The organism is Streptomyces colonosanans, from assembly GCF_001866645.1.
Lineage (GTDB): Bacteria > Actinomycetota > Actinomycetes > Streptomycetales > Streptomycetaceae > Streptomyces > Streptomyces colonosanans.
On record NZ_MLYP01000027.1, the window covers coordinates 22,840 to 47,745 of the forward strand.

Here is a 24,906-nt window from a genome sequence, read left to right on the forward strand (position 1 = left end):
GCACGTCCTGTCGCAGCAGGTGGCTGCAGCCGGCCGCCCCCAGCCGGAGGCCGAGTTCGGCGGCGGTGTCGGCGAGGTGCCAGTCGTGCGCGGCAAGGAGCGTAGCGCAGCCAGTGCCTCTCGCCGCCGCTCATGCGTCCGCTGGGAACGACGCGACGACATCCACGAAGCCTTCCTCGGCCTCGCCACCTGCCTCATCACCCACCGCCACGTGCAACGTCTTTGTCAGGACCTCTTGGAGGTTGTCTCAGTTCGCTGTTGGATGGACGCGCAGTCGTAGGCGTTCGCCCTGTGGCCCGAACATGATCAGGTATTCGACCGGCCCGCCGGAGCCGGCGTTGGCGACTCCGTGAGGGGTGCGGGTGTCGAACTCGGCGACTTCCCCGGCGGTGAGGACGAGGTCGTGGTCGCCGAGCGCCAGCCACAGCCGTCCGGACAGCACGCACAGCCATTCGTACCCTTCGTGCGACATCTGCCGTGGCCGTAGCGGCTGCTCGCCGGTTGCGGGCAGGACGTGCTTGTGGGCGTGCAGGCCCCCGACGTACCGGGTCAGCGGCAGCACCGCCTTGTCCTCCACCAGACACCAGGGCGAGGGGCTGGGCGGCTTCTTGGCCGTGGCGGATATGGTGCCGGCCAGCTCGTCCAGCGAGACGCCGTACTCCTTCGCCAGGAGCAGCAGCAGTTCCAGGTTCGGCTTGCGTCGACCATTCTCGATCCGGGACAGGGTGCTGAGGGAGATGCCCGTCGCGCGGCTCACGTCGGTGAGCGTGGCTCCGCGCCGCTCACGCGCGGCCCGCAGCCGTGGCCCCATGGCGGCCAGCGCAGAAGCAGTATCGTCGTCCGTCATCGGCCTCGTCCCTCTCCAGCCAGTCCCTGTGCGCAGCCTGCTGGCTTGCTGGCTTGCTGGCCTGCTAGTTTGCCAAATCGGCAATGCTGGTCGCACTTGCCAGGCGCCGCGACGCATGATCGATGCGTAACTGCGGCCACCTGGGAGTCCGAGGAGAAGCCATGCATCAGCCCACGCCATCCACAGATCTGCGCCACCGCACCATCGACGCATCCGCCGGGCGGCTGCACCTGGTCGAACAGGGCACCGGGCCGCTGGTCCTGCTCGTCCACGGCTTCCCCGAGTCCTGGTACTCCTGGCGTCACCAGCTCCCGGCACTCGCGGCGGCGGGATATCGGGCGGTCGCACTCGACGTGCGGGGCTACGGCCGCTCCTCCAAGCCGTCCGCGCCGCAGGAGTACCGGATGCGGGCCCTCGTGGATGACAACGTCGCCTTGGTGCACGCCCTGGGTGAGGAGACGGCGGTGATCATCGGGCATGACTGGGGCTCGAACATCGCGGCAATCTCCGCCCTGCTCCACCCCGAGGTCTTTTGCGCGGTGGGCCTGCTGAGCGTTCCCTATGCCCCGCCCGGTGGCCCTCGCCCCAGCGATATCTTCGCGCAGATGGGCGGGGACCAGGAGTTCTACGTCTCGTACTTCCAGGAGCCGGGCCGGGCCGAGGCCGAGATCGAGCCCGACGTCCGGGGCTGGCTCGCGGGCTTCTACGCGGCCCTGTCCGCCGACACCATGCCGGCGCAAGGGGAGCCTGACCCGCACTTCGTCAGTAGCGGCGGAACGCTGCGCGACCGGTTCCCCAAGGGCCGGCTGCCCTCCTGCCTCACCGAGACCGATCTCGACTTCTACGCCGGGGAGTTCGAACGCACCGGCATGACCGGAGCGCTCAACCGTTACCGGAACATGGACCGCGACTGGGAAGACCTCGCCGACGTCAATGGCTCGCCGATCAAGCAGCCGTCCCTGTTCGTCGGCGGAAGCTTGGACGCCTCCACAACCTGGATGGCCGACGCGATCGACGCCTATCCGGCGACGCTTCCCGGGCTGGTCTCCTCTCACCTGCTGGACGGATGCGGCCACTGGCTCCAGCAGGAACGCCCGGACGAGATCAACCGCCTGCTGACCACCTGGCTTCAAGCGGTGTCTCAGTCGGCGCTTCTGCGGTAGCAGACGAGAACGCTGGCGATGCCGGGGCATGAAACTGGCGACCTCGCGTAATCGACCGTCGCGTATTCCCCGACGAGTGTGGACCTTTGGGCACTGTGGGTAATTGCCGATCGAGTCCGGCCAAGGTTCTACCCGCACCTCTCGCTGTTCCGTGCCGGCCGGTGACCCAATTCACACGCCGCGAAATGGGACCGACAGACCGCCCGCACGGCCCGTGGACACCGACCCCGACCTCGCTCACATTCGGCAGGAGCTGAGCGTCACACCGGCGGCCGGGTGAGTTTGGCGGCCACGGCGTCGAGGACCCAGTCCAGGCCGGTCGCGAAGGATGCCTCGGCGTCCACGTCCGTGCCGTCGTACACGGCCTTGGCCAGCGCCGGGAAGCGGCCCGTGGCCAGCATTCTCGTCACGTGCGGGCCGGAGGCGCGCTGCCAGTCGCGCTTGGACAGGCCCGTGGCGCGCTCGGCCCGCAGGTTCGCGATCTCGCGCCTGATCGCGCCGGTGAAGTAGGCGCTGACAGTCTCCACAGCGCGCATGACGGTGTCGATGTCGGCGAGGCCGTCGAGGGCGGCCAGCGTGGCCTCGGTCACGGCGAGGCCGTTCGGGCCCAGGGCCGGGCGGCCGCCGAGCAGGTCGGCCAGCCATTCGTGACGGAGAGCGGCCTGCCTGGTGCGATGGGCGAGGATGCGCAGCGCCTCCCGCCAGTCACCGGGCTGCTCCTGGGGGAGAATCTCGGCTTGGACCTCGTCCACCATGAGGTCGAACAGCTCCTGCTTGGTGGAGATGTATCCGTACAGCCGCATCGGGCCGGCGTCCAGCCGGCCGGCGACCTTGCGCAACGACACCGCCTCCAGCCCGCCCTCGTCGGCCAGCGCGATGGCGGCGGCGACGATCCGCTCCCGGTCGAGCGGCACGGGGCGAGGCGGCGGCTCCGGCCGGTCCCACACAGTCATGGTCACATCGTACTGTTGCGATGCACTGCAATGAGAAAATACAGTGTATCGCTATGAGACACCGCATCGCCGTGGTCGGGAGCGGTCCTGCCGGCCTTACCTTCGCCCGCGTCCTGCACCGCCACGATCACCCCGTCACCGTCCTCGAACGCGATCCCGCCCCCGACGCCCGCCCCCCGGGCGGCACGCTGGACCTGCACGAAGGGATGGGCCAGCTCGCGCTGGACAAGGCGGGGCTGCTGGCGGAGTTCCAGGCGCTGTCCCGGCCCGAGGGGCAGGCCATGCGCATCCTGGACGCGGACGGGACCGTCCTGCGCGACTGGCGACCCCGTCCAGATGACCGGGCCAATCCCGAGATCGACCGCGGGCAACTCCGTGACCTGCTGCTCGGCCCTCTCGACGTCCAGTGGGGGCGGGGCGTGACGCAGGTGGTGCCGGGGACCCGGGATGGCGTACTGGTCCATTTCACAGACGGGCGACAGGAGACGTTCGACCTCGTGGTCGGCGCGGACGGCGCCTGGTCCCGGATCCGCCCGGCAGTCTCGTCGGTGACGCCGCACTACACCGGCGTCACCTTGATCGAGACCTCCCTGGACGACGTCGACACCCGCCACCCTGACCTCGCCCGGCTGATCGGCGAGGGTTCCGTGGCTGTGTACGGCGTGAACCGAGCTCTCGTCGCCCAGCGCAACAGCGGCGGCCACGTCAGGGTGTACGCCCAGTTCCGCGCGCCGCTGGACTGGCACACGAACCTGGACCTGGCCGACGTCGAGGCCGTGCGATCGAGCCTGCTGGCTCTGTTCGACGGCTGGGCCGCTCCCGTCCTCGACCTCCTCCGCCACGGCACCGCTTTCGTACACCGCCCCCTCTACGTCCTTCCCGTGTCCCACACCTGGACCCACGTCTCCGGGGTGACGCTACTGGGCGACGCCGCCCACCTGATGCCCCCGTTGGGGGCGGGCGCGAACCTCGCGATGCTGGAAGGCGCCGAACTCGCCGAGTCCATCGCCGCCGGCCCCGGAGATCTGGACGAGGCCGTCCGCGCCTTCGAGGAACAGATGTGGGCACGGGCCGGCAGGTGGGCGAAGATCACGACGGCCGGTCTGGAGCGCCTTGTGAGCCCGGACCCCGCCGAAGCCCTCGCCCTCTTCGACCAAGTCCAGCCATCCTGACTGCCAAGCGCGAGAGCACCAGCACTGACAGCTCGCCACGGCTTCACGAGACAGTACGGCACCGCCGCGGTCCCTTCCGGCAAACCAGCGATAGACGAACGCACGGACGCCTGCACCGAACGCAGCCCTCAGGGGAGCTCCAGCGGGCGCCGAGGCCCGGGGCCGTCGAGGGCGGGCAGTTTCTCGGCAAGCCACCGCTGGAACAGCAGCAACTGCCGGTCGGCCGGGGGCAGGACACCACTCTGCATGAGCAGGTCGCGCAGGTAGGCGACCGACCGCCAGGGTGTGAGTTGGCTCAGTCCGTCGTGGGTGAGCGGGACTTCGCCGCGGGCCAGAGCCTGAAGGTTGCGCTGGACGTGGGAATGGCTCGTCCAGGTCAGTCCGCCCCAGGGACGGCGCATCTTGCCCATCAAGCCGGGCCACATGTTCCGTCTGACTTCTGGCTGCATGTCCCCCATCAACCGGACCACGCCCCCGTAGACCTTCCGGGAGAGCCCGCTCCGGGCGCGCGCCGCCTTACGCTCGCCTGGAGCACCGGCAGGAACCGGTTCCCGCGTCTGCGACTATCTGTGCGTGGACTACCCGAACGACCAGGCCCCCGGCTCCCCCGTCCGCTCCGGCATCCCGGAGCACGGGCGCATCCCCAAGTACTACGCGGTGAAGGCGCGCATCGCCGAACTCGTCGACGAGCTCGGGGAAGGCAGCCTCATCCCCACCGAGCGCGACCTCTCCGAGCGGTACGACGTGGCCCGCGAGACCGTCCGGCAGGCGCTGCGCGAGCTGGTGCTGGAGGGGAAGCTGCGCCGGCAGGGCCGGGGGACCGTTGTCGCGGGCCCCAAACTGGAGCAGCCGCTGTCGCTCGCCAGCTACACCGAGGGGGTGCGCCGACAGGGGCGCACCCCCGGTCGTAGCCTCGTCACCCTGGACCGCTTCCCCTGCCCTGACGCCCTCGCCGCCGAAACGGGGCTGACCCGCGGCGAGCCCGTCTGGCACCTGGAGCGCGTGCTGCTCGCCGATGACGAGCGGGTCGGTCTGGAGAGTACGTACGTCGCCGTGGCCCGCCTCCCCGGCCTCGACACCGACTTCGATCCCGACTCCTCCTTCTACGCCTATCTCCACAGCAAGGGCATCGGATTCGGTGACGCCGACGAGCGCATCGAGACCGTCCTGGCCACGCCTCGCGAGGCCCTTCTCATCGGTACCCCGCCCGCCCTGCCGATGCTGCTGATCCACCGCATCTCGCGGGACACGGGGGGACGGCCACTGGAGCGGGTGCGCAGCCTGTACCGGGGGGACCGTTTCTCCTTCACCACGCATCTGAGGGGCTGAAAACCGCCGCCTCCGACCACCCCAAGAATGTCACGACCACATAACGGGTCTAGTCCAAACGTGATGACCGGTTCACGCTCTCGTTGCCGGCCGGACCTCTCCGGTTCCCCGTCCCAGAGGAGTGTGAGCTGCGTGAAGGTAACAATCGTCGGAGGCGGCGTGGTCGGCACCATGCACGCCTGGCAAGCAATTCAGCGCGGCCACGAGGTCGTGCAGATCGAGCGCGAGAGCGAGGCCCGCGGCGCCTCGCTGCGCAACTTCGGCCAGATCTGGGTCAGTGGCCGAGCGGGCGGTGAGGAACTCGAAACCGCCCTGCGTGCACGGGAGTTGTGGGAGGAGATCGGTGCCCGTGTGCCCGCGCTCGGGTTCCGCGCCATTGGATCCCTGACCCCCGTCCGCACGGACCTCGAGCTCGCCGTCGCCGAGGCCGCGGTGGCCCGGCCGGACGCCGCCGCCCGCGGCTACAAGCTGCTGACCCCCGGCGAGGCCCGCGTCCTGAACCCTGCCCTGCGCGGCGAGTTCATCGCCGCCCTGCACTGCGAGCGCGACGCGGCCGTCGAGCCCCGCACCGCGCAGCGCGCCCTGCGCGCCGAGCTGCTGAAGTCCCCCGCCTACCGCTTCCTGCCCGGCCGCGAGGTCCGCGAGGTGACCGGCGCCGCCACCGTCCGCGACGACCACGGCGACATCCATGCCGCCGACGCGGTCGTCCTGTGCACCGGCGCCTGGCTCGGCGGTCTGGTCCGCGAACTGGCCGGGGCCGACCTGCCGGTGCGCCGGGTCCGCCTGCAGATGATGCAGACCGACCCGCTGGGCGAGCCGCTGACCACCTCGGTCGCGGACGGCGACAGCTTCCGCTACTACCCGGCGTACGCATCGGCCGCCCTGGACGAGCTCAACGCCCGGCAGCCGCAGCCGAAGACGGCCGCCGACCACCGGATGCAGCTGCTGATGGTGCAGCGCGCCGACGGCGGGCTGACCATCGGCGACACCCACGAATACAAGCACCCCTTCGCCTTCGACACCCTCGAGGACCCCTACGAACACCTCACCGGGGTCGTCGAGTCCCTCCTCGGCCGCCCGCTGCCGAAGATCCGCCGCCGCTGGGCCGGGGTGTACGCACAGTGCACGGACAGCAGCCGGGTCGTGCACCGGCAGCAGGTGCGCGACGGGGTCTGGCTGATCACCGGGCCTGGCGGACGCGGCATGACCTGCTCCCCCGCCATCGCCGAGAAGACCGCCGACGAGTTGGGCTGGTGAACCAGATGACCCACAGGACCGACATGACCCACGACATCCGTCTCGTCGTCCTCGACATGGCCGGCACCACCGTCGCGGACGGCGGCCTGGTCGAGCGCGCCTTCGAGGCCGCCGCCGCCGACCTCGGTGTCGAGCCCGGCACTCCCGGCCACGCCGCCAAGCTCGCCCATGTCCGCGCCACCATGGGCGAGTCCAAGATCTCCGTCTTCCGCCACCTGTTCGGCACCGAAGACCTGGCGCGCCGCGCGAACACCGCCTTCGAGAAGGCGTACGGCGAACTCGTCGACCAGGGCTGCATCGAGCAGGTCCCCGGCGCCCGCGAAGCCATCGAGGAAATCCAGCAGGACGGCCGTACCGTCGTCCTGACCACCGGCTTCGCCCGTGCCACCCAGGACGCCATCCTCGGCGCCCTCGGCTGGCGCGACCTGGTGCCCCTCACCCTCTGCCCCGCTGACGCGGGCGGGCGTGGGCGACCCTTCCCGGACATGGTCCTGGAAGCGTTCGTGCGGACGAAGGCGGCCGACGATGTACGCCAGACGGCCGTCGTCGGCGACACCTCGTACGACGTGCTCAGCGGCGTCCGGGCCGGAGCGGGCATGGTCGCCGGGGTACTCACCGGCGCGCACGGAGAGGACGCCTTCCGTACCTCGGGCGCCACCCATGTGCTCACCTCCGTCGCCGAACTCCCCGCCGTCCTCAGGGGAATCGGCTGATGGGTATCCGCTTCGACGCCGTCACCGTCGCCTATGACGGAAACGTCGTCCTCGACTCCCTCGACCTGGCTGTCCAGGCGGGTGAGGTCATGGCGCTGCTGGGGCCGTCCGGGTCCGGAAAGACCACCGCGTTGCGGGCCGTCGCCGGGTTCGTGCGGCCCTCCGCCGGGCGGGTGTTCCTCGGCGAGCGGGACGTGACCGACCTGCCGCCGTACCGGCGGGGCATCGGGATGGTCGTCCAGCAGTACGCGCTCTTCCCGCACCTGCGGGTCGAGGACAACGTGGCCTTCGGGCTCAAGGCCCGCAAGGTCGCCAAGACGGAGATCAGAGCGCGGGTCGCCGAGGCGCTGGAGATGACCGGCATGGCGGCCTACGCCCGCCGCCACCCGCGCGAGTTGTCCGGTGGTCAGCAGCAACGCGTCGCCGTCGCACGGGCGTTGGCCATCCGGCCCGACGTCCTGCTCCTGGACGAGCCGCTGTCCGCCCTCGACGCCCGGCTCCGCTCCGACATGCTCGCCGAACTGGCGCGGCTGCATCGGGAGTTGCCGGACGTGTCGATCCTCTACGTCACCCACGACCAGGTCGAGGCGCTGACGCTGGCCGACCGGATCGCGGTGATGGACAAGGCGCGGCTGCAGGCATGCGGCACGCCGAGGGAGCTGTACCGGGCACCCGCGAACGCGTTCACGGCCTCCTTCGTGGGCAACGCGAACCTGCTGCCGGTGACGGTGGGCGCGGACGGGGTCGCCTTCGCGGGCGCCGAGTTGAAGGTGGACACGGCGGGGGCGGCGCGGGGGTCGAAGGCCACGCTGTGTGTACGACCGCACCTGGTCGGTCTCGGCGACGGCCCCAATCGGCTTCAGGGCACCGTCTCGGAGATCCAGTGGCGCGGCTCCACCCACCGGCTGTACGTCGACGTGGACGGCCACCGGGTCATGGCGGACGTCCCCGAACTCCGCACCCCGCCCGCCCACGGCGATGAGGTCACCCTGCACTTCGCCCCTCGGGACGCAAGTCTGCTGACCGCGGGAATCACCCATGGTTAGAAGGCTGCTCTGGGCGCTGCCCCCCGTCGTTCTCCTCGTCCTCTTCTTCCTCTACCCGCTTCTCCTCGTCGTCCAGCAGTCCCTCCAGCCCGACACGGGCGACACCTCGCTCCAGCCGTACGCCGACGTCTTCGCCTCCGGCGCCTTCCGCGAGGCCCTGTGGACGACGGTCTGGCTGGCGCCGGCGGCCACGGCCGGGTGTCTGGTCCTCGGCTTCTTCCTGGCCCTGGTCATCGCCTTCGTGCCGTTTCGCGGTGCGCGGGCCGTCGCCAAGTTCATCGATGTCTTCCTGTCCTTCCCGTCCTTCCTGATCACTCTGGCCCTGCTGTTCATCTACGGCACGGTCGGCATGGCCAACGGGATGTGGACGGACGTCACCGGGGCGGCCGAGGGGCCCTTCCAGTTCCTCACCACGCCCTGGGGTGTGCTGCTCGCCGAGATCACGTACTTCACACCGTTCGTGATGCGGCCACTGCTCGCCGCCTTCTCGCACCTGGACACCGCACAGCTGGAGGCGGCCAGTTCGCTGGGCGCCCGTGCACCCCGCATCGTCCGGCAGGTGATCCTGCCCGAGGCACTGCCCGCGCTCGCGGCCGACGGGAGCCTCGTCCTCGTGCTGTGCCTGAACGAGTTCGGCATCGTGCTCTTCACCGGGGCCAAGGGCGTCACCACGCTCCCGATGCTCGTGTACGGCAAGGCGATCCTGGAGTCCGACTACCCGGGCGCCTGCGTGGTCGCCGTCGTCAACGTCGTGATCTCTGTGGGGCTGTACGGCCTCTACCGGGTGGTGAGCCGTCGTGCTGGTGCATAGCCGCGGGACGAAGTGGGCCGTCTGGGCCCTGTTCCTCGTCCTCTTTCTCCCCCTGTTCGCCCTGCCCCTTCTCGTCGTCCTCGGCGCCTCGTTCGCCACCCACTGGTCGAGCATCCTGCCCTCCGGCCCGACCACCGCCCACTACAGCGCCGCCACCCGTGGCGAGGCCCTCCAGGCCCTGACCACCAGCCTGGTCACGGCGCTCGCCGCGAGCCTGATCGCGCTGACCGTGGGCACCTGGGCGGCACTCGCGGCGGCCGCACTGCCCAAGCGGGTACGCAGACTGCTCGACGCGCTGTTCGTCCTGCCCGTCGCCGTGCCCTCCGTCGTCGTAGGCCTCGCGATCCTCGTGGCCTTCTCCCAGCCGCCGATACTGCTCAACGGCACCCGTTGGATCGTGATCGCCGCCCACACCGTGCTGGTCACCGCCTTCGCCTACCAGTCGGTGTCGGCCGCGATCGTCCGCCTCGATCCGGCGTACGAACAAGCGGCCGCCTCCCTTGGCGCCCGCCCCGGGTACGTCCTGTGGCGGGTCAAGCTGCCGCTTCTGCTGCCGTCCCTGACCGCGGCGGCCGGGCTCTGCTTCGCCCTGTCCATGGGCGAGTTGAGTGCCACGATGATGCTCTATCCGCCCGACTGGACACCGCTTCCGGTCCTGATCTACGCGGCCACCGACCGCGGCTCCCTGTTCGCCGGCTCCGCGCTCGCCGTAGTCCTCATGACGGCGACCCTGCTGGTCCTCCTCGCCGTCTCCCGCATCCGTACCAAGGCCTCGTACCGGTAAACCGGCAGCGCCTTACTCCCCCGAGCAACCTCTCTTTCCCCGCTAGGAGTTCATCTCGCCATGCCCAGGAACACGCTCAAGCTCGCGATCGCCCTGACCGTCCTCGCCGCTCCCGCACTGTCCGCCTGCGGCAGCTCCTCCGCCGCCTCCGACGACAAGGTCGTCACCGTCTACAGCGCCGACGGCCTCAAGGGCGAGAACGGTGACGGCTGGTACGACCAGGTGTTCAAGGGCTTCGAGAAGGAGACCGGGATCAAGGTCAAGTACGTCGAGGGCGGCTCGGGCGAGATGGTGCAGCGCGCCCTGCGCGAGAAGAACAACCCGCAGGCCGACGTGCTCGTCACCCTCCCGCCGTTCATCCAGCAGGCCGACGACAAGGGCCTGCTGCAGAAGTACGCCCCGAAGGGCGTCGACCAGGTCCGCGGCGCCGACAAGGCGGCCGACGGCACCTGGACCGCCGTCGTCAACAACTACTTCGGGTTCGTCTACAACAAGAAGGAGCTGGCGCAGGCCCCCACCACCTGGGAGGAACTGCTTCAGGGCAGCTACAAGAACAAGCTCCAGTACTCCACGCCCGGCGTCGCCGGCGACGGCACCGCCGTCCTGATCAAGGCCCTGCACGACTTCGGCGGCGAGAAGCAGGCAATGGACTACCTCGGCAAGCTCCAAAAAAACAACGTCGGACCGTCCGCCTCCACCGGCAAGCTCGCCCCCAAGGTCGACAAGGGCGAGTTGCTGGTCGCCAACGGCGATGTACAGATGAACTTCGCCCAGTCCAAGACCATGCCGAACCTCGGCATCTGGTTCCCGGCCCGCGCGGGCGGCATGCCCACCACCTTCGCCCTGCCCTACGCGGCCGGCCTGGTCACCAAGGCCCCGCACAGCGAGAACGGCAGGAAGCTCCTCGACTACATGCTCGGCCGGACGGCGCAAGCGCAGGTCAGCGAGATCGGCGGTGGCTTCGCGGCCCGCCAGGACGTCCAGGCCACCGACGCCAACGCGATCGCCCTGACCAAGCTCATGAACGGCGTCGAGGTCTTCGAGCCCGACTGGAACACCATCGGCCAGAACCTCACCTCGTACGTCGACGCCTGGAAGTCGGCCACCGGCAGCTGACGGCCACTCCCCCGAACAAGCAACGCCCCCGGCGCCTCAGGGGCGTTGCCGTGCACGCACGCCCGTGTCCTCTCATGTTCACGCGCTGTGCCCCGATGGCCGAGACCGGCTTCCACGATGGCTGCATCACCCGTGCAGCTCGACGCCCTACGGGTGCCGGTACCTGCGATGGCAGGATGTGATGACACTGTGAGAGAGGCCGGGGCGGGATGGGGCGGAGAGAGCGGGAGACGGTCACCGAAGGACGTCGGCTGTACGAGGTGGCGCAGGAGGTCGTCGGTGACCACGCGGGGGCCGTCGAGTCCGTACGAGCAGCCCTGAAGCCGATCCATGACGGCTTGGCGGAACGGGAACTCAACGGCATCCCTGTTGCCCGCCTCAAGGAAGTCACCGAGGGTAGGCTGAGGCTCGGGGAGGTTGAGAAGAGCGGGTTCCGGTCGGTCGGTGAGCTCCTCGATGCAGGACCTTACCGGCTGCAGCAGATCCCGGGCGTAGGGCAGCGGACGGCCGACCAGGCTTTCGCCGCCGCTCGGCAGATAGCTGACGCCGTCCGAGAGACCATCGCCGTCCACATCGACGTGGACCATCCGGAGCCTCGAACCACCGAACTCGTCGTCGCCCTGCACGTTCTGGTGGAAGCCGGGCCTGAGGCGCGGCGCGCTGTCGACGCGGCCGCTGCTCTCGCAGACGGTCTCGGTCCGCTGTTGGCCGAGGCCAAACCGGCTGCTGGGCGGCTGCGCATGCTGCTGGCGGGGAGGAAGAGACGGCAACGGGCGCTGGAGGCCGTCGCCGAGATCCGCCGGCTGACCACACGAGCCGAGCAGGACGGCGTACCGGCGTTGCTCGCCCAGGCCTCCGTCGATCTGCTGCGGGGGCCCACACCCGAGACAGAGGCCTGGGTCGACTTCGAGTTGCGCTCCGCCGAGTACTACAGCCTGCTCGCCGACGTTTCGGGGCGCGACCCCGACCCCGCCGCAGCCGAAGGGTTCTTGCCCGATGAGGTGGCCGACCGAGTCCGGGCCCAGATACTCGACGACACGTACCGCAGGGTTTCACTGCGCGGCTACCAGGCATTCGGTACCCGCTTCGCCCTCGCACAGCGCCGGGCGATCCTGGGCGACGAGATGGGACTCGGTAAAACCATCCAGGCCATAGCGGCCCTGGCGCACCTCGCTGCCGGGGCGAGAGTCACTTCATGGTTGGGCGCCACCGCCTTCCGGAAGGCTTTGGAGCCGGCCACCCCCTCGCGGTCTCCCATGGTCTCGGCCAGGCTCCGTTGGAGGATCCGCACCAGGTTGCGGAACTCGGCCACGCGGTTCTCCATCGGGGTGCCGGTCAGGAAGAGCACACGTTCACAGCGGCCCGCCCACTCGGTCACCGCCAAAGAGCGGCGGGCCTTCGGGTTCTTGACGAAGTGCGCCTCATCCACGACCAGCATGTGGAGTTCTACGTCCTGGGGCACGGTGAAGCCGCGCAATGCACTCAGACCACCGCACGCCCCGGGGAAACGCCTGGTCACGGACGCACGAGACGACGCCGCAGGCCGGTTGTCAGTGCCGACTGCGAGGATCACCGGCATGACACCGTTGCTTCTCGCCGACATCGAGCGAGCCATTCACAGCAGTTGGAGTGCGGACACATGCACACCTGAGTTCCGGCCGCACTGGACACCGGACAACCCGGCCCGGGACCAGTGCGGTGTAACGGCCATGGTGCTCAACGACCTGCTGGGAGGGGAGCTGATCCGTGGTGAAGTCCATGTGAGTGGAGAGCGCGTGGACTACCACTGGTGGAACCGTCTGGGCTTGGGCGTGGAGATCGACCTCACCCGAGAGCAGTTCCGGTCAGAGGAGACCGTCACCGCGGGCATCGTCATTGCCCGGCCGCCCATCACCGAGTGGCGCAGGCTCCGTGAGGAGTACGAGCTCCTGCGCGACCGCGTCATGGAAAAGCTCAACCAGTAGAGCTACGTCCTCCCCGAGCATGTCCACGCCTTCGCCGCCGGCCGCATCGTGGGCTCCGGCGGTCGGCCCCCGGCCATCGCAGTGCGGGGAAGTCCGTTCCTCGTCTGCACACGGCGGTCGGCGCGAGACAGGCGGCCGGGCAGACTGCCAGGGCAGCGACCCCGCTGCCCTGGCAGTCTGCGCAGCATCAAGTGGAACGGACCGTGAGGCTGCTTCGACCGGGCCGAACGGCCGGCCGGGCCCGCGATGGGTCGGCGCGCTCAGGCGTGGTCGACCAGCTGTGCATATCCGCGCTGACGTGCGCAGTGGGCACAGCAGAAGAACTGGCCGTCGGCCTGCAAGCCGTGGCCGAGAATGCGGCACTGGCAGTTGTCACAGGACGGGGCCATCCGCTGGGCCGCACACTCCAAACTGTCGAAAATGTGGACGGCACCCGCCGCCCGTACCTCGAACGCCATGTCGTAGTCGTTGCTGCAGACCTCGCACACTGCCATGAACCTTCACTCCTTGCTGTGCCGCGCCATTCGGATCGTCGTCCGGTCGAGATGGCTCTGCCCCGAGCCGTATTCCACCAGGGGCGCAGGCCTGACCATCTGGTACCGGGAACCACCCTGATGGCCGTGCCGGACAGACTGCAGGCCTCGGCCCGTCGTGCCTGGGCCGACCGGATGTACATCCCCGCTCAGTCACCGGACCGTCCCCAAACGGCGATCACCGTGTTCGTTCCGTGGGAGCCCCTCAGCGGCCTGCACCATGCTGACCGATTCGGCGTCTCGCACAGCCCTCGTGCCGAAGCCGACGGGTAGGGCGCTGGACGCAATGCTGCAGGCACGGCCGGCCTCCGTGATGGGGGCGCTGGAGGCCGACCGTCCCGTGGGCCCAGGATCACCCGGGGCATCCGGACGCGCATCCGGACCGCCACACGCCACCCGAACGGCCTACACGTCCCCACTCCGGTGTGCGCGGTCACCCAACCGGCCCCATGCTGAAACCGGCCCAGTTGCCCAACACACCACAGGCCTGATCACCACTCCCTCGGGAGGCCACGTGATCGTGATAGCCCTGCTCCTCCCCGTAGCACTGATGCTTCTCATGTTCGCGATGGATGCGCTGGAAGACCTGCTGTTCCCACCAGCTCAGTCGCCGCCACCAGAAGACACCGTCCCCGAACAGTCGGGGTCCGCATGACGATGAAAGCCTGACATCGACGGCAGCGGCAGCAATCGCTGTCTGCCGCGACACTGGCCAGGCCCTGTCCACGGTTGTGATCACGACCGGCTTTTGCTTCTCCACGGAGATGATGGTCCGCCCGCATCCCTGACCGCGCTCTGACCCGAGGCTCGATACCTCACGCCTCGTCAGTTCCCTTGTTGGTACGACATTGTGGGTCACTGCCGAGCGCACGGCGAAGTTGGACGAGGGCACGATGTGGGCGGCAGGTTTCGTCCTGACCGAGGTCACGGCCGAGGTGGAGAAGCGGATCGCCGCGCTCGTGAAGCAGGCGGTGAGCTGAGGCGCACGCCCGGTGAACGGGGCCAGGCCCGCGGCATCTGCACATGTTCGGCGGCCTGGCACTCGTTCCGGGCGGGACCAACCTCACCGGCGGACACGGCCGTCCGTCGTCCGGCCCACGACGGACGACGAACGACGGGCCGGCCTCGAACAGGGCTCACCGAAGCCCGACGTCGTATGTGGTTCCCTCCCCTATGGCCTGGAGCTTGTCCGGGTTGGCCACGTTGTGGATGGCAGTGATGCGACCGTCGGCGTCGAATGCGAAGGTGACCGTGGCGATCACACGGCCCAAGCCGCTGAACACCATGCCGGGTCCACCGTTGATCTCGACGAGTTCGGCCTTCATGTCGGCAGGCTCGACGCCTTGGTAAGTGACGGTACCGATAGCAGCGAACCAGGCGGCCACCGTGGATGCGCCCACCACCGGACGCAGTGCCTGACGGACCTTGCCACCACCATCGGTCCACAGGGTGACATCCGGGGACAGCAACCCCATCAGGGCGTTGACGTCACCACCGGTCGCGGCGGCGAAGAACCGCTCGGTGACCTTGCGTTGCCGCGAGGCGTCCGCGGTGAAACGCGGCCGCCGCGCTCGTACATGCTCCCGAGCACGGTGCGCCGCCTGTCGCACCGCCGCCTCGGAACGCTCCACCATCTCCGCGATTTCGGCATGGCTGAAGCCGAACACGTCCTTCAACACGAACACCGCGCGCTCAAGCGGACTGAGCGTCTCCAGCACCACCAGCATGGCCATCGACACCGACTCGGCATCTGTGACGGCGTCGGCGGTGTCGCCGCTGGTGAGAATGGGCTCCGGGAGCCACGGCCCCACATAGGTCTCCCGCTTGTGCCGGGTAGAACGCAGCTGTTCCAGCGCCAGATTCGAAACGATCCGTGTCAAATACGCCTTGGGATCGGCCACTTGCGAGCGATCGGCGGCTGACCACTTGATCCAGGCTTCCTGGACCGCATCCTCGGCATCCGCCGCGGTGCCGAGGATGCGGTACGCCACCGCGAACAGCAGGTTGCGGTGCTGGTGGAACACCTGCTGGTCAGGATCCGGGGAGGGGTGAGTCACCGCGCCTCCGGGACCCGGGTGAAGCGACCGCCGCGCGGCCAGAACGCGCCCGAGGCGGGCATCTTCTTCATACGGGCCCATGTCGGCCAGGGAGAAGCTGTCACCGCCTCCTTGTACCGAGCCGCCATACGACCGGTCAAATGAATTCGCCGGGGGCTGTCGTCGGGACGCGTGAACTGCACGACCGCGTCATTGCGGCCCAGGCTCACCGGTGTGTGGTAGTAGCCGAAGCGGAAGGGCCTGGGCTCCTTGCCGTTCAGCGTACGGAGGATCGACACCGCGGCGTGCACACCGGTCGGCATACCGCTCTGACAGGTGCCGTGCATGTCCCCGTAGCCCTGGCGGACCGCGACCGCGTCGCCCACGGCGTACACCTCCGGGTGCGACACCGACCGCAGTGCGACATCGGTGACGACACGTCCGCGCTCATCAACACTCAACCCGGCAGCGGCCGCCAGCGGCGACACCCGCGTGCCGCTCGTCCACACCACCACGTCGGCATCCACGCTCTCCCCACCCTCCAACTCCACGCCGGCGGGCAATATCTTGGCCACCTCGACGCCGCTGCGCACCTCCACGCCCAGGCGGTCCAGCGCGGACTGCAGATACGCCCTGACCCTCGGGTTCATGGCGGCCCCGGGTCCATGCCGGCCCAGCAGCACCACGTTCAGCTCCGGGTGCTGCTCGGCGATCTCCGCGGCCGACTCCACACCGGTCAGCCCGCTGCCACCGACCACCACCGTGCCGCTGCCCAGCCGCGCCAGCCGGTCGGCCAGCACCTCCGCGTCCTGGGTACTGTTCAGGGTGTAGGCATGCTCTTCGGCGCCCGGCACCGCCGCCGTGTCGGCCACACTGCCCAACCCGTACACCAACGTGTCGTAGCAAAGGACCCGATCGTCGTCGATCCGCACGGTCTTCGCGTCCGCGTCCACCGCCGTCACCCAGCCGCGCACGAACTGCGCGCGCGTGCCCTCCAGAAGTTCAGGGATGCTCAGTTCGGCGAGCTGCTGCCCGGTCCCCGTCATGTGCAGCCTCAGCCGCTCGGTGAACCGCTCCTGCGCATTCACCAGAGTCACCTGCACGTCCTCACGCTGCTTGACCCGGGCCGCCAGCTGGATAGCCGCCGACAGGCCCGCGTATCCCGCCCCCAGGACCACCACACGGTGTGCGGTCGCCGTACCGGCTTCGTGCCGTGCACTCATCGTTTCGTCCTTCCCCTGTCTGCAAGTTGACGACCACGAGATGTAAGCAGCCAAGCCAGAAGTGACATGAGATCGATGTGACGCGCGACACAATCGGTGTTCGGCACCGTGTAACCCATGGGGACCCCGGGTTCGGGGCGGGTGAGGAGGCGAAGGGGCGGCGCCGGCTTCGGGCCCGCCTCAAGCAACTGGTGACAGGTCCTGATCAAAAATTTGTCCAAGTGCCGGACCTCCCCGCCGATTCGTGGTCAGGTCTCCTGCGACGGCTCTGTCGAGGACCGTTTGGGAGGATCTGGTGTCAACACCAACCCGTAAGAGACGATGGCTCACGATCTGCGCCATCACCGCGTCCGCCGCACTTGTCGCGATACCCGCAGGCGCCGCGCCGGGCCCGGGAAGCAGCCCCTTCGGGGCCCGCGCCCTAGCTCAACTCGCCGCCGAACACACGCAGTCGGTGGAGGGCTTCGCCCCCAAGGCGACGGCGGACGGCGGAGACGACGGCAACGAGGCCGAGGAGATCGCCGAGGGCGCGGCCCAGTATGCCGAGGCCCGCACCGCGCCCGGCGTCGTCGCGCCGGGCGCGTACGGCGCGGCCTGGCGCAGCCTGACCGGTCTGTCCCGCACTGGCGGCAACTGGCGGAACATCACCGACCTGCCGTACAACTCCGATGACCCGCGCTACCGCGACTACGACTCCAACTCCAGCGGCGGCTCGGGCAATGTGACTGGCCGGATGGCCGCGATGGCCGCCGATGACGACGGCTATGTGTACGCGGGCAGTGCGGGCGGCGGAGTGTGGCGGTCGCACACCGGTGGGGGCCATTGGAAACCCATCAGCGACCAACTGCCCACGCAGTCCACCGGTGCACTCGCACTGGACGGGGCCGGGCGGCTGTGGCTGGGCACCGGCGAGGCGACGACCAACGCGGACGCGTACCTGGGCAGCGGCGTCTACGTCCTGTCCGACCCGCACCACGGCACGTTCTCCACGCGCAGCCGGGTCGGTGGCAAGGAGTTGGAGAGCACCACCATCCACCAGCTGCGCTTCGGTGGCGGCAAAGTGTGGGCGGCGACCAGCGAGGGCGTGTGGAGCCACTCCACGAAGCAGCTCAGCGGCGCCTGGAAGCTGGAGTTCGCACCCAACCCCGAGTATCTGCCGGGTGGTTCGCGGGCGAAAGAACCCTCGGCCGTGTACAAGAACATCGCCAACGACATCGCGATCGACCCGAAGGACCCCTCCAAGGTCGTCCTGGCGGTCGGCTGGCGCAGCGGTGACGACTACAACGGCTTCTACACCAAGGTGAACGGCACCTGGACGCGGATCACCAGTGGTCTGGGCGACCTGCCCGACGACGTGGACGGTGTCGGCAACGTCACCTTCGCCCGCTCCGCCGACGGCTCTCGCTACTACGCCATCGACCAGTCGCCGGAGCAGATGGAGACCAACCCGGACACCGGCTTGGAGGGCATCTACGTCTCCAAGTCCGGTTCTCCCACCGGCCCATGGACGAAGATCGCCGACTATCAGGGGCTGGCCGCCTCCGGCTCGGCGCTGACCGACAGCGGCTACATGCCCGGTATCCAGGCCTGGTACAACCAGTTCCTTACCGTCGACCCGAGTGACCCGCAGCACGTGTACGCGGGTCTCGAAGAGGTCTACGAGAGCAAGGACGGCGGCAGCACCTGGTCGACTGTGGGCCCGTACTGGAACTTCGGCTTCGACTGCTGGAGCATCGACCCCGCCAAGCAGACGGGTGACTGCAACCAGACCAGCCACTCCGACCAGCACGGTGTCGCGATCGGCAGCCACCACGGCAAGAGCTATGTGTACGTGGGCAACGACGGCGGTGTCTACAAGCGCCCGGTCAACGGATCCCAGGACTCCTCCGGGCACGCCACCGACTGGACCTCGCTCAACGACGGCACCATCGACACCCTTCAGTACTACTCGGTGGGCGTCGGCAAGGACCTGGCCCATGGCGGTGTCTCCGTCACCGGCGGCCTGCAGGACAACGGCCAGTCCATCCTGCGCAGCAACGACAAGGTGATGGGCTCCAACTTCGGCGGGGACGGCGGCGACACCCTCACCGACCCGGCCAACGGCTGCAACATCGCCGAGGAGTACGTCTACCTCGCCATCCAGGTGACCCAGAACTGCGCCGTCAACGACGGCTCCTGGACCGCCGACCCCGGCAAGATCACGTCGTACAACGTCGCCCCGGCCGACAACGACACCGGTGAGGCCCGCTTCATCGCGCCGCTCGCGGCCGACATGAAGAACAGCTCGACCTGGGTCGCGGGCGGCCGCCATGTGTGGGTGCAGACCCACGGCTACGCCATCCGCAGCGGCTCGGAGTGGACCAGCGTGCACGACTTCGGCGCCGGCCGCACGGCGACCGCGGTCGCGGCGTCGGGCGGCAAGGTGTACGCGGGCTGGTGCGGGCCCTGCGACATCAAGGGCTTCGCCCGCGGCATCTCCGTCGGCAACGCGGACGGCACCGGCTGGCACGACATCACTCTCCCGGCCGACGGGACGGTGCCCAACCGCTACCTGAGCGGCTTCGCCATCGATCCCAAGAACGCCGACCACGTCTACCTCGCGGTCAACGGCTTCTCCCGGCACTGGACCGAAGGACCCGGCGCCGGCGTCGGTCATGTCTTCGAGTCCAAGGACGGCGGCACCACCTGGACCGACGTCTCGGCGAACCTCCCGGACGTGCCGACCGACTCCGCGGTCGTCACACCGAACGGCGGCCTCGCCGTCGCCACCGACCTCGGCGTCGTCTACCGCGCACCGGACCGCACGACGTGGCAGCGCGTCGGCGACCTCCCGGCCGTCGCCGTGCTCCAGTTGAAGCTCGGCCCGGACGGCAGCACCCTGTACGCGGCCACCCACGGCCGTGGCATCTACAGCATCAAGGTCCGCTCCCTCGGCTGACACATACCCGTGGCGGGCAGCGAGACGGTGGGGTGATCCGGGCTTTCCGGGTCACCCCACCCGCGGGTACGGGACCACCGTCACGTCAAGCGTGAAGGCGACGCGTGCCGCGCCCGCCACGTCCGGCGCCTTCGCCAGCGCGGTGACCTTGGCCGTACCGGCCCGGGTGCCCGCGCACCGCAGCGAGGCGCGAGCGGTGCCGTCCGCGTCCACCCGCCATCCGGTCGGCAGGACGAACACCGGCGCCGAACTCCGCACGGTTCTCCACCGCTTGTCGTCCGCCCGGGGCGCGAGGACGAGAGTCACCACGGTCCCGGGCCGTACGCACAGCCGCTGTGTGACCGCGGCTCCAGGGGTGACGGTGACCTCGGCGTGCCCGGTGGCACAGCCGACCGCCGAAGCGGAGGGTGTGGTGGCCGACACCGGCGGGCTGTCGCGGGTCGGGCTTCCCGGCGCGGAGGTGGGCGTCGGCGCACGGGTGGACGGCCCGGCAGGGCGGCTCCCGGGCGGCCCTCCCACCGATCCACCACCCGTCGACGCGCTGCAGGCCACCAGGGCAACCACCCCGACGACCATCCACCCCGCGGCCCACCATCGCATCCCAGCACCTCCCAGCCCGCTCGTACGACTACCAGAATGCCCCGGACCTCGCCGTGACATGGCTGGTGCTGCTTTCGGCGAACGACTCCTCGTCCGCTGCCGCAACCGCCGCGCAACCGTCTGCCCCGCCTGCTCCCGCCTCCACGCCGGAGACACCTACCACCTCGTCCGCGCGGGCCTCCTCGGCGGCAAGAACGTCCCCGACGCGGTCCGCCACCGCCCCCGGCTCTTCGTCACCCTCACCGCCCCGTCCTTCGGGCCCGTCCACCGCGCCGTGGATCGGTGCCGACCCCGCCGCGACGGCGGAACCTGCGAACACGGACGGCCCCTCAGCTGCGGCGCCATCCACACCCCGGACGCGCCCGTTGTCGGCCAACCACTGTGCCCCGATTGCTACGACTACACCGCCCACGTGCTCTGGCACGCACACGCTTCCAAGCTGTGGGACCGGTTCGTCATCGACGTCCGGCGGCGCCTCGCCTCCTCGGTCGGCCTTGTGAGTCCCGCTTCGCGCAGCACGCGCGGTTGTCCTTCTCCCGCGTCGCTGAGTACCAGAAACGGGCAGCCGTCCACGTACATGCCGTCGTCCGCCTCGACGGCCCGACCGGACCCGACGGCGAACCCCCGGCCTGGGGCACCGCGGAACTCCTCATCGGTGCCGTGCACGCCTCCGCCCGGCGCGTCCTGGTCCGCACCCCGTACAGCGCAGCCGTGGGCGAGCTTGCCTTGCAATGGGGCACCCAGGTCGACGCCCGCCCCCCTACGCACCGACAGCGACGGACCCGACGATGACGCCGTGGCCGCGTACGTCGCCAAGTACGTCACCAAGGAAGCGAGCGAGACCGGCGCCGGCACCGACCACCCACTCACTCACCACCTGGGAAGACATCGAGTCGGCGCCCGTCAGCGCGCATATTCGCACCCTCATGCGCACCTGCTGGCGCCCTGGCGGCCTCCTCGAATACGAGCCGCTCCGCCTGCACACCTGGACTCACACGCTCGGCTACCGGGGCCACATCCTCACCAAATCCCGCACGTACTCGACGACGTACGCAGCACTGCGCGCCGAACGAGCCCAATACGTAGGCTACGCCGACACGCCCGCCACGGTCACCGATGCGCACTGGCGCTATGTCGGCTCCGGCCACACCCCCGGCGCCGCTCTCCTGGCCGCTGGAGTCGCCGAAGACATCGCCACGAACCGCGAGATCGCCCGAGACGCGATCACCTCCGTCCAGGAGGGGGTGATCACCTGACGGTACGACGTGATCGTGAGGCGGACCGCGCTCGGCATCCGGAGCGCGTGTGTGCAAAGTTCCCGACCAAGATCAGCCCCGAGGGGGCGCGGCGTCTGGCCCGGCCTCTGCAACTTTCGTCCGAGGCTCCAGGGAGCGGGACCGAGGACGTGAAGCGGACCGCGTGTGACATGGTCTTGCGTGTGATCAACCACCCAACACGGGCGCATCAACGGTTGAACGGCACCGGGATACACACGGATATTCAGCTCCAGCTCGGCGAGGGACCATACGGCGGCTTGTAGGGGATCGGTTGGCCTGACTTCGCGTCCAAGAGAACGCGGTCACCCACGGGGCGATCGAGCTCTACCGTCACTTGTTGCAACTTTGCCTGTTTGGTGCAGTTACCTCCGCTCTTCCCCTGCTTGATGGAAGACGACAGGACCACGCTGCGGGGTGTTTCCAGCACCTCCACCGCTGGGCCGTCGTCGCAGACACCATGGAGGGCGACCACGGTCACTGATCGCCCGTCTCCGGCAACGCCGACCAGCCCATTCAGTTGCTCGACGGGGACGTCACGCGCTCGGCCGATCGGCGGCGAAGGAAGCTTCGACGGGGTGACAGCCGCCCGCTTGAGGGGGGAGGTGTAGCCGTCCAGGGTGAAGAGCCAGGCAGGGACGGTGGCCGGTCCGCGGCTTGTGGCCAGCGTCATGGTGCCAAGCTTCGCGCCGATCACGGTGAGGTGCGGCGTGCCTCCGACGCGGCCGCCGGACAGGGACTTGTACGAATCCTCCACCCCCGCCAGCGGCCGGGTGAGCGACTTACCGTCGGCCCAAGCCACCTGACCATTCCTTGGCCAGGTGGCGGGCAACTTGCCTTGCAGGACGAAGCTGTGATCCCGGTATGCCTGTTCATCAGCCTTGCTCCGCAGGCCGCCACGGGGCAGTTGGATCACATCACCCATCGGGTAGTAGCCGGCACGCCACGCGTCGGCCGCGCTTGACCTCTCCCAGGCCGCGGCTACTTGCTGGGCGCGGTGCGCCACCGCCTCCGCGTCAGCAGCGGCGTCCCCGTCGGGGTGACTGCCGCAACCGGAGACAGCCAGCCCAACGGCGGCCACCGCGGCCAGCAGGCTGACGGGGTTCATGGCCTTGACGCGCATGTGACCTCCTGAGAGAACAGCGAAGTGGCGGCGGCTCGTCCCTCTGACGAGACCGATCCGGGACAGGTTCCACCAGTGGTGACGGCCACTAGGGCCGTCTCGATGATCACCGTTCCCGACTTGTCGTAGCCATAGCGGCGCTTGCCCCCGTGCGGCTGGCCATCCCGGGCTCGGTCGACCGTGGCGTCGCGCAACCGTCGTGAGGTGTCGTCACTGGAACGGCAGGCGTGCGCTACCTCGATGCACAGAAAGAACCGGTCGTCAGGGTCAGCGAGATCACGCCGGTTGGCCTGACCGTGCAACGTGATGTCGTGCTGGTCGGCAAGCTGCAAGAGCTGCTCGAAGTCGTGAGGCTGCCGCATGATCAGCCCCGACAGCGGCGACAACCCCGACTTTCCCGGCAAGCTCCCCGGCGGCTGCACCTTCTACGACCCGGACGCCGCCTGGGGCCACAACGCCGCCGTACCGCTCTTCGAGCGCGGCGTCCGTCAGGCCGCCCACGACGCGGGAGCGGTCTACCTCGACAACTCACGTCTCTTCCACGGCCACGAGGTCTGCACCGACAACACCTGGGTGCGCGGCCTGTGGCTGGACATCGGCGACCACTTCCCGCCGGACTCCAACACCGTCCGCCATTCCTTCCACCCCAACGCGCGCGGCCACGCGGCGTTCGCGTCCTGCTTCACCCAGGTCTACAACTCAAGCCTCACCGGGGCGAGTTGCACCGATCCCGCCAGTACCGGCGCACCCAAGCTGTATCCGCTCGCCCGGAACGAGGTCTTCAAGCCGCTGAAGAACCAGGCCACCGGTACCTGCCTGGACGCCAAGGGCAACTCCAGCGCCAACAACACCGGCGTCATCGGCTGGACCTGCCACGGCGACCGCAACCAGAACTGGTGGTACGACACCGACCGCAAGTCCATCCACACCGAACTGAGTCAGGACCGGTGCCTGGACGTGCCCGGCGGCGCCTACTCGGCCGGCACCGGGCTGATCCTCTGGGACTGCCACGGCGGCGCCAACCAGCAGTTCGTCCGCCAGTCCGGCACGATCCGCCCCGCCGCCGCGACCGGGCTGTGCCTCACCGTGGCTTCCGCCCAGGCCCCATTGCGCCTCCAGCCCTGCACCGGATCCGCCAACCAGCAGTTCGCGTGACCACATACGCGCCAACCACCCCAGCGGCCGTCCACTGAGGAGCTGTCGGCATCTGCCCGGCTCCCCTTGCCTCACGCCGGTCTGCGCCGGCCGCATGCGCGGCCTCCGCAGACCGGCCGGCCACCTCGGTCTCTTTTACGGGAAACAGCCTCAGTTGACCGTGCCTCGAAGGTTGGATTTCATGACGCCATGACTCATGGGTCACAGGCAACAGAAGATCCCGTCCTCGCCTTCGCCACACAGGAGGCATGGGAAACGTGGCTGGAGGAGAACCACGCCGACGTCCCGGGCGTCTGGCTGAAGATCCCGAAGAAGGACGCCGGGCTGGACGGCGTCGACTATGCCGGGGCGCTGGAATCGGCACTGTGCTACGGCTGGATCGACGGGCAGAAGAAGAAGCTGGATGAACGGCACTGGCTCCAGCGCTTCACTCCGCGGCGACGGGGCAGCAAGTGGTCGAAGGTGAACCGGGAGAAGGCCACCCAGCTCATCGAAGCCGGCCGGATGCGGCCCACCGGTCTACAGGAGGTCGAGGGGGCCAAGGCCGACGGCCGCTGGGAGGCCGCCTATGCGAGTCAGAGCAAGGCGGTGGTTCCCGACGATCTCCAGGCAGCTCTGGACGCCGTTCCCGAGGCCCGGGACTTCTTCGCCACCCTCGACAGCCGTAACCGCTATGCGATCCTCTACCGGATCCAGGACGCCAAGAAGCCCCAGACCCGCGCGGCCAGGATCGAGAAGTTCGTCGCCATGCTCGCCGAGAAGAAGAAGATCCACGCCTGACCCCGACGACCATGTGACCGCGACCACACCGGAGTCGAACAGGTCGCATATCTCGCACAGGACGACGAGCACACCGCCCGCGTCACAAA

General features: G+C 69.2%; 24 protein-coding genes and 4 pseudogenes. 17 read left to right on the forward strand and 11 right to left on the reverse strand.

Annotated features, from left to right (window positions below; all coding sequences use genetic code 11):
- Positions 1 to 247: 247 nt before the first annotated feature.
- Complete coding sequence (locus tag BIV24_RS10300; protein ID WP_071365927.1) at positions 248 to 847, reverse strand: helix-turn-helix domain-containing protein; 600 nt, start codon at positions 845 to 847, stop codon at positions 248 to 250.
- A 161-nt stretch (positions 848 to 1,008) separates the two neighbouring features.
- On the opposite strand from BIV24_RS10300, the gene BIV24_RS10305 reads away from it, so the two are divergent.
- Positions 1,009 to 2,010, forward strand: a complete 1,002-nt coding sequence (locus tag BIV24_RS10305) for an alpha/beta fold hydrolase (RefSeq protein ID WP_071365928.1) — start codon at positions 1,009 to 1,011, stop codon at positions 2,008 to 2,010.
- A gap of 260 nt (positions 2,011 to 2,270) precedes the next feature.
- Here the strand turns inward: BIV24_RS10305 and BIV24_RS10310 are convergent, their stop codons facing one another.
- Positions 2,271 to 2,963: a TetR/AcrR family transcriptional regulator gene (locus BIV24_RS10310; protein ID WP_071365929.1), complete on the reverse strand. Its 693-nt coding sequence runs from the start codon at positions 2,961 to 2,963 to the stop codon at positions 2,271 to 2,273.
- A 53-nt stretch (positions 2,964 to 3,016) separates the two neighbouring features.
- Here BIV24_RS10310 and BIV24_RS10315 point away from each other — a divergent pair, with 53 nt between their 5' ends.
- A complete protein-coding gene (locus BIV24_RS10315) occupies positions 3,017 to 4,135 on the forward strand; it encodes an FAD-dependent oxidoreductase (protein WP_071365930.1) in 1,119 nt (372 codons plus the stop codon).
- 128 nt (positions 4,136 to 4,263) lie between these two features.
- On the opposite strand, the gene BIV24_RS10320 is transcribed toward BIV24_RS10315, so the two are convergent.
- Positions 4,264 to 4,560 carry a hypothetical protein gene (locus tag BIV24_RS10320; RefSeq protein ID WP_143064586.1) on the reverse strand — a complete coding sequence of 99 codons (297 nt, stop codon included), beginning with the start codon at positions 4,558 to 4,560 and terminating at the stop codon, positions 4,264 to 4,266.
- Positions 4,561 to 4,708: 148 nt separating this feature from the next.
- Between BIV24_RS10320 and BIV24_RS10325 the strand changes: the two genes are divergently transcribed.
- From BIV24_RS10325 to BIV24_RS36385, 8 genes and pseudogenes are all read left to right on the forward strand, one after another.
- The gene (locus BIV24_RS10325) at positions 4,709 to 5,464 is read left to right on the forward strand and encodes a GntR family transcriptional regulator (RefSeq protein ID WP_071365932.1); all 756 of its coding nucleotides are present in this window, start codon (positions 4,709 to 4,711) and stop codon (positions 5,462 to 5,464) included.
- A gap of 132 nt (positions 5,465 to 5,596) precedes the next feature.
- The gene (locus tag BIV24_RS10330) at positions 5,597 to 6,721 is read left to right on the forward strand and encodes a TIGR03364 family FAD-dependent oxidoreductase (protein WP_071365933.1); all 1,125 of its coding nucleotides are present in this window, start codon (positions 5,597 to 5,599) and stop codon (positions 6,719 to 6,721) included.
- Between the two features lie 5 nt (positions 6,722 to 6,726).
- Positions 6,727 to 7,434 carry an HAD family hydrolase gene (locus BIV24_RS10335; protein ID WP_071366026.1) on the forward strand — a complete coding sequence of 236 codons (708 nt, stop codon included), beginning with the start codon at positions 6,727 to 6,729 and terminating at the stop codon, positions 7,432 to 7,434.
- The gene (locus BIV24_RS10340; protein WP_071365934.1) at positions 7,434 to 8,480 is read left to right on the forward strand and encodes an ABC transporter ATP-binding protein; all 1,047 of its coding nucleotides are present in this window, start codon (positions 7,434 to 7,436) and stop codon (positions 8,478 to 8,480) included. Before BIV24_RS10335 ends, BIV24_RS10340 begins: the two co-directional genes overlap by 1 nt.
- Positions 8,473 to 9,291 (forward strand): 2-aminoethylphosphonate ABC transporter permease subunit, encoded by an 819-nt coding sequence (locus BIV24_RS10345; RefSeq protein ID WP_071365935.1) that lies wholly within the window; start codon positions 8,473 to 8,475, stop codon positions 9,289 to 9,291. Before BIV24_RS10340 ends, BIV24_RS10345 begins: the two co-directional genes overlap by 8 nt.
- Positions 9,278 to 10,075, forward strand: a complete 798-nt coding sequence (locus BIV24_RS10350) for an ABC transporter permease (RefSeq protein ID WP_071365936.1) — start codon at positions 9,278 to 9,280, stop codon at positions 10,073 to 10,075. Before BIV24_RS10345 ends, BIV24_RS10350 begins: the two co-directional genes overlap by 14 nt.
- Positions 10,076 to 10,135: 60 nt before the next feature.
- Positions 10,136 to 11,191 carry a 2-aminoethylphosphonate ABC transporter substrate-binding protein gene (locus BIV24_RS10355; RefSeq protein WP_071365937.1) on the forward strand — a complete coding sequence of 352 codons (1,056 nt, stop codon included), beginning with the start codon at positions 10,136 to 10,138 and terminating at the stop codon, positions 11,189 to 11,191.
- A gap of 209 nt (positions 11,192 to 11,400) precedes the next feature.
- Positions 11,401 to 12,392, forward strand: a pseudogene (locus BIV24_RS36385) (SNF2-related protein); the annotation flags it as partial.
- On the opposite strand, the pseudogene BIV24_RS36390 reads toward BIV24_RS36385, so the two are convergent.
- Positions 12,393 to 12,671, reverse strand: a pseudogene (locus tag BIV24_RS36390) (SNF2-related protein); the annotation flags it as partial.
- Positions 12,672 to 12,768: 97 nt separating this feature from the next.
- Between BIV24_RS36390 and BIV24_RS31575 the strand changes: the two are divergent.
- Positions 12,769 to 13,155, forward strand: coding sequence for a YunG family protein (locus BIV24_RS31575; RefSeq protein WP_079168155.1), 387 nt, complete (start codon positions 12,769 to 12,771; stop codon positions 13,153 to 13,155).
- A gap of 260 nt (positions 13,156 to 13,415) precedes the next feature.
- Here BIV24_RS31575 and BIV24_RS10365 read toward each other — a convergent pair whose 3' ends face one another.
- Both BIV24_RS10365 and BIV24_RS34285 read right to left on the reverse strand, forming a co-directional pair.
- A complete protein-coding gene (locus tag BIV24_RS10365) occupies positions 13,416 to 13,649 on the reverse strand; it encodes a hypothetical protein (protein WP_071365938.1) in 234 nt (77 codons plus the stop codon).
- Positions 13,650 to 14,121: 472 nt separating this feature from the next.
- A complete protein-coding gene (locus tag BIV24_RS34285; protein ID WP_177198674.1) occupies positions 14,122 to 14,448 on the reverse strand; it encodes a hypothetical protein in 327 nt (108 codons plus the stop codon).
- An 88-nt stretch (positions 14,449 to 14,536) separates the two neighbouring features.
- Between BIV24_RS34285 and BIV24_RS35980 the strand changes: the two genes are divergently transcribed.
- Positions 14,537 to 14,668, forward strand: a complete 132-nt coding sequence (locus tag BIV24_RS35980) for a hypothetical protein (RefSeq protein WP_281247723.1) — start codon at positions 14,537 to 14,539, stop codon at positions 14,666 to 14,668.
- Between the two features lie 156 nt (positions 14,669 to 14,824).
- Here BIV24_RS35980 and BIV24_RS10375 read toward each other — a convergent pair whose 3' ends face one another.
- The gene (locus BIV24_RS10375; RefSeq protein ID WP_071365940.1) at positions 14,825 to 15,745 is read right to left on the reverse strand and encodes an RNA polymerase sigma-70 factor; all 921 of its coding nucleotides are present in this window, start codon (positions 15,743 to 15,745) and stop codon (positions 14,825 to 14,827) included.
- A complete protein-coding gene (locus BIV24_RS10380) occupies positions 15,742 to 16,947 on the reverse strand; it encodes an NAD(P)/FAD-dependent oxidoreductase (protein ID WP_071365941.1) in 1,206 nt (401 codons plus the stop codon). Before BIV24_RS10380 ends, BIV24_RS10375 begins: the two co-directional genes overlap by 4 nt.
- Positions 16,948 to 17,242: 295 nt before the next feature.
- On the opposite strand from BIV24_RS10380, the gene BIV24_RS10385 reads away from it, so the two are divergent.
- Positions 17,243 to 19,885 carry a glycosyl hydrolase gene (locus BIV24_RS10385; protein WP_071365942.1) on the forward strand — a complete coding sequence of 881 codons (2,643 nt, stop codon included), beginning with the start codon at positions 17,243 to 17,245 and terminating at the stop codon, positions 19,883 to 19,885.
- Between the two features lie 51 nt (positions 19,886 to 19,936).
- Here the strand turns inward: BIV24_RS10385 and BIV24_RS10390 are convergent, their stop codons facing one another.
- Positions 19,937 to 20,308, reverse strand: coding sequence for an acetyl-CoA synthetase (locus BIV24_RS10390; RefSeq protein ID WP_071365943.1), 372 nt, complete (start codon positions 20,306 to 20,308; stop codon positions 19,937 to 19,939).
- A gap of 235 nt (positions 20,309 to 20,543) precedes the next feature.
- Here BIV24_RS10390 and BIV24_RS36200 point away from each other — a divergent pair.
- Both BIV24_RS36200 and BIV24_RS35195 read left to right on the forward strand, forming a co-directional pair.
- Positions 20,544 to 21,277 (forward strand): annotated as a pseudogene (locus BIV24_RS36200) (replication initiator).
- Positions 21,274 to 21,741: a replication initiator gene (locus tag BIV24_RS35195; RefSeq protein WP_342745244.1), complete on the forward strand. Its 468-nt coding sequence runs from the start codon at positions 21,274 to 21,276 to the stop codon at positions 21,739 to 21,741. Before BIV24_RS36200 ends, BIV24_RS35195 begins: the two are co-directional and overlap by 4 nt.
- A gap of 244 nt (positions 21,742 to 21,985) precedes the next feature.
- Here BIV24_RS35195 and BIV24_RS10400 read toward each other — a convergent pair whose 3' ends face one another.
- On the reverse strand, positions 21,986 to 22,882 hold the full coding sequence (locus BIV24_RS10400; RefSeq protein WP_245766741.1) for a hypothetical protein: 897 nt from the start codon (positions 22,880 to 22,882) through the stop codon (positions 21,986 to 21,988).
- A complete protein-coding gene (locus tag BIV24_RS33145) occupies positions 22,864 to 23,244 on the reverse strand; it encodes a hypothetical protein (protein WP_245766742.1) in 381 nt (126 codons plus the stop codon). The genes BIV24_RS10400 and BIV24_RS33145 overlap by 19 nt, the downstream gene beginning before the upstream one ends.
- A 1-nt stretch (position 23,245) precedes the next feature.
- Between BIV24_RS33145 and BIV24_RS10410 the strand changes: the two are divergent.
- Both BIV24_RS10410 and BIV24_RS10415 read left to right on the forward strand, forming a co-directional pair.
- Positions 23,246 to 24,037: pseudogene (locus tag BIV24_RS10410) on the forward strand (ricin-type beta-trefoil lectin domain protein); the annotation flags it as partial.
- A 189-nt stretch (positions 24,038 to 24,226) separates the two neighbouring features.
- Positions 24,227 to 24,817, forward strand: a complete 591-nt coding sequence (locus BIV24_RS10415) for a YdeI/OmpD-associated family protein (RefSeq protein WP_071365946.1) — start codon at positions 24,227 to 24,229, stop codon at positions 24,815 to 24,817.
- Positions 24,818 to 24,906: the final 89 nt, after the last annotated feature.

What these genes read in the sequence shown, in the direction of transcription:
- BIV24_RS10320 (WP_143064586.1), bottom strand. Translation starts at nt 4,560, where the DNA reads ATGTGGCCCGGCTTGATGGGCAAGATGCGCCGTCCCTGGGGCGGACTG.
- BIV24_RS10335 (WP_071366026.1), top strand. Translation starts at nt 6,727, where the DNA reads ATGACCCACAGGACCGACATGACCCACGACATCCGTCTCGTCGTCCTC.
- BIV24_RS10400 (WP_245766741.1), bottom strand. Translation starts at nt 22,882, where the DNA reads ATGCGCGTCAAGGCCATGAACCCCGTCAGCCTGCTGGCCGCGGTGGCC.
- BIV24_RS10340 (WP_071365934.1), top strand. Translation starts at nt 7,434, where the DNA reads ATGGGTATCCGCTTCGACGCCGTCACCGTCGCCTATGACGGAAACGTC.
- BIV24_RS10380 (WP_071365941.1), bottom strand. Translation starts at nt 16,947, where the DNA reads ATGAGTGCACGGCACGAAGCCGGTACGGCGACCGCACACCGTGTGGTG.
- BIV24_RS33145 (WP_245766742.1), bottom strand. Translation starts at nt 23,244, where the DNA reads ATGCGGCAGCCTCACGACTTCGAGCAGCTCTTGCAGCTTGCCGACCAG.
- BIV24_RS10355 (WP_071365937.1), top strand. Translation starts at nt 10,136, where the DNA reads ATGCCCAGGAACACGCTCAAGCTCGCGATCGCCCTGACCGTCCTCGCC.
- BIV24_RS35195 (WP_342745244.1), top strand. Translation starts at nt 21,274, where the DNA reads ATGACGCCGTGGCCGCGTACGTCGCCAAGTACGTCACCAAGGAAGCGA.
- BIV24_RS10300 (WP_071365927.1), bottom strand. Translation starts at nt 847, where the DNA reads ATGACGGACGACGATACTGCTTCTGCGCTGGCCGCCATGGGGCCACGG.
- BIV24_RS10315 (WP_071365930.1), top strand. Translation starts at nt 3,017, where the DNA reads ATGAGACACCGCATCGCCGTGGTCGGGAGCGGTCCTGCCGGCCTTACC.
- BIV24_RS10310 (WP_071365929.1), bottom strand. Translation starts at nt 2,963, where the DNA reads ATGACTGTGTGGGACCGGCCGGAGCCGCCGCCTCGCCCCGTGCCGCTC.
- BIV24_RS10365 (WP_071365938.1), bottom strand. Translation starts at nt 13,649, where the DNA reads ATGGCAGTGTGCGAGGTCTGCAGCAACGACTACGACATGGCGTTCGAG.
- BIV24_RS10345 (WP_071365935.1), top strand. Translation starts at nt 8,473, where the DNA reads ATGGTTAGAAGGCTGCTCTGGGCGCTGCCCCCCGTCGTTCTCCTCGTC.
- BIV24_RS10415 (WP_071365946.1), top strand. Translation starts at nt 24,227, where the DNA reads ATGACTCATGGGTCACAGGCAACAGAAGATCCCGTCCTCGCCTTCGCC.
- BIV24_RS31575 (WP_079168155.1), top strand. Translation starts at nt 12,769, where the DNA reads ATGACACCGTTGCTTCTCGCCGACATCGAGCGAGCCATTCACAGCAGT.
- BIV24_RS10305 (WP_071365928.1), top strand. Translation starts at nt 1,009, where the DNA reads ATGCATCAGCCCACGCCATCCACAGATCTGCGCCACCGCACCATCGAC.